The sequence below is a fragment of the Streptomyces sp. WELS2 genome (assembly GCF_013870595.1).
GTDB lineage: Bacteria > Actinomycetota > Actinomycetes > Streptomycetales > Streptomycetaceae > Streptomyces.
Genome location: NZ_JACBWZ010000863.1, coordinates 1 through 2,503 on the forward strand (window position 1 = coordinate 1; position 2,503 = coordinate 2,503).

The 2,503-nt window shown below is 70.4% G+C and carries 3 protein-coding genes; all 3 read right to left on the minus strand.

Translation table 11 applies throughout. The features are described from left to right. Positions 1–426: DUF6227 family protein (locus H5J33_RS30935; RefSeq protein ID WP_258565523.1), on the minus strand; the 426-nt coding region annotated here is incomplete at its 3' end. A 157-nt stretch (positions 427–583) separates the two neighbouring features. Then, entirely contained in the window at positions 584–1,798 is a 1,215-nt protein-coding gene (locus H5J33_RS30940; protein ID WP_181798078.1) for an Ig-like domain-containing protein, read from the minus strand. Between the two features lie 141 nt (positions 1,799–1,939). Then, the coding region (locus tag H5J33_RS30945) for a P1 family peptidase (RefSeq protein ID WP_181798079.1) at positions 1,940–2,503 on the minus strand (564 nt) is incomplete at its 5' end.

Below are 2,503 nucleotides of genomic sequence, written 5' to 3' on the forward strand. Positions count from 1 at the left end.
GTCCGAGGCGAACACGTGCCGGGGCTCGGGGATCGCCCACAGCCGCATCAGCGCGGGCAGTTCCGCCTCCGGGGCGTCGGGCATCCCCAGCCGGGCCGCGGCGGTCCGCAGCTCCTCCTCGTCCAGATACACCTCGTGCTCCGGCGCGCTGCCCGGAGTGGAGTTGTGCACCAGCTCCCACAGCGTGACCGCCGAGCCGTCGGCGAGCAGCCAGGTGTGCCGGTGGGTCTCCCGGCGCAGCCCCGAGCTGTGGTAGGCCGAGTGCAGCGAACTGTCGTGCGCCAGCGCGCAGTCGAGCCGCAGTATCACCTCGTCCGGCAGCTCGAAGGAGTTCAGGGCACGGCCGAGGAGTCGCGCGAGATGCTCCTCCGCAGACTCGGGCGACTCGGCTGGTTCGTACGCTTCGGTCTCGTACGGAACGCTCAAGGCTTCTCCCGGCGTTGCTGCATGTCACCTTGTGGGTGCATACCGTAGCCCCTCGGCCGGACATCGTCTCCGGGAACCGAGAAAACGTACGCCGGGAAAACGCGCGGGCCGCGCGAAGAGTTCCCGCGCGGCCCGCCGTCGAGTCGAAAACCGCCGGTCAGACGGCGCTTCCCGCGGTCCAGGCGCTCCACGACATGTTCCAGCCGTTGAGGCCGTTGTCGGGGGCCACCGTGGTGTCCGGGGAGTTCTTCACGATCACGACGTCCCCGATGAGCGAGTTGTCGTAGAACCACTTGGCCGACGTGGCGCCCTGCGCCCCCTGCACGTCCGCGAGGCCGACGCAGCCGTGGCTGGTGCCCGTCCGGCCGAACGGCGGGTTGCCCTTGTTGTACCAGTAGTTGCCGTGGATGAACGTCCCCGAGGACGTCAGCCGCATCGCGTGCGGCACGTCCGGTATGTCGTACTCGCCGCCGAAGCCGACCGTCGAGCCGTTCATGCGGGTCTGCGTGAACTTCTCGGAGATCACCATCTGCCCGTTGTACGTGGTGTGCTCCGGGCTGCCCGCCGAGATCGGCACCGACTTGAGGGTCTGCCCGTCCCGTACGACCGTCATCGTCTGCGTGTTGACGTCGACCGTGGAGACCTGCGACCGCCCGACGGTGAAGGAGACGCTCTTCTTCTGCACGCCGTACACACCCTGCGCGCCCTGTACGCCGTCCAGGTCGATGTTCATCGTGACCTTGGAGCCGGCCTTCCAGTACTCCTGCGGCCGGAAGTCCAGCCGCCGGTCGCCGAACCAGTGCCCGACCACCTGCTGGCCGCTGCTGGTGTTGACCGTGATGTGCGACTGCACCGCCTTCTTGTCCGTGATCGACTTGTCGAAGGTGAACGACACGGGCATGCCCACCCCGACCGTCGCGCCGTTGTCCGGCGTGTAGGTGCCGATGAAGCTGTTCGCCGGGCTGACGGTGGTGAAGATGGCGTTCGCCGCCGCCGGACGCCCGTCGGAGTCCTTCGCGGTCGCGTTTATCTCGTACTTCGTGCCGCGCTCCAGCTGCCGGGCCGGCTTCCAGGTGTGGCCGTCCGCCGATATCGCCCCGGGCACGGCCTGCCCGGAGCCCGCCACGGTCATCTTCACGCCGGTCAGCTTGCCGTCGCTGACCTTCACCCCGGTGGCGTTGATGGACGCCCCGGTTGAACCGTCCTTGGCCGATATCGCGATCTTCGCCGTCGACGTCTTGGGGGAGTCGCCGCCCTTGCCGTCGTTGTCGGCGCTGGCGTCGCCGCCGCAGGCCGTCAGGGTGAGGGTGCCGACCACCAGGGCGGCACAGGCCACCAGTGCGCGCCGCGCTGCAATGTCCGGCGTTGTCACGGGCTGCTCCAGGTTCGTGTGATGTGCGGGATCCGTTCGGGTCGTGAGGAAAGAGGGCGCGGACGCCGGGGAAGGTTCCCGTCGGTCACCGCTGACGCCATCACGTGACAGAACCGCGACAATCCGGCCCCGCGCCACCCCTCACCGCTCCCCCTTCCCGTACAACTCCGCGTACGACGGCCAGACTCCGCCCGGCCCGTCGACCCCGGTGGCGGCCCGAACCGCCCGCACGATCGCCCGCGTCACCAGGTCCGCGCCGGCCGCCAGGATGTCGTTCGGCGCCAACGGGTGCGCGTCGAGCGGGCGGTCACCGGTCGCCAGCGCGAACACCGTGTCCCCGTCGTGCAGGAGGTGCACCGGACGCACCGCCCGGGCGATCCCGTCGTGCGCGGTGCCCGCCAGCTTCTGCGCCTGTGCCTTGGTCAGCGCGGCGTCCGTCGCGACCACCGCCAGCGTCGTGTTGAGCGGCGGCGGCGCGTTGCCGGCGGCGGCCTTCGCCAGGCGCTGCCGCGCGGCCGCGTGCACCCGCTCCCGCGGATAGGCCACCCGGCCCTGGAACAACTCCCCGTACAGCACCCCCGTCTCCGGATCCAGCACCGCTCCCGCCGCGTTGACGACCACCAGCGCGGCCACCGTGATCCCCGAGCCGAGCACCGTGCTCGCGGTGCCCACCCCGCCCTTCAGCTGCCCGGCGACCGCGCCCGT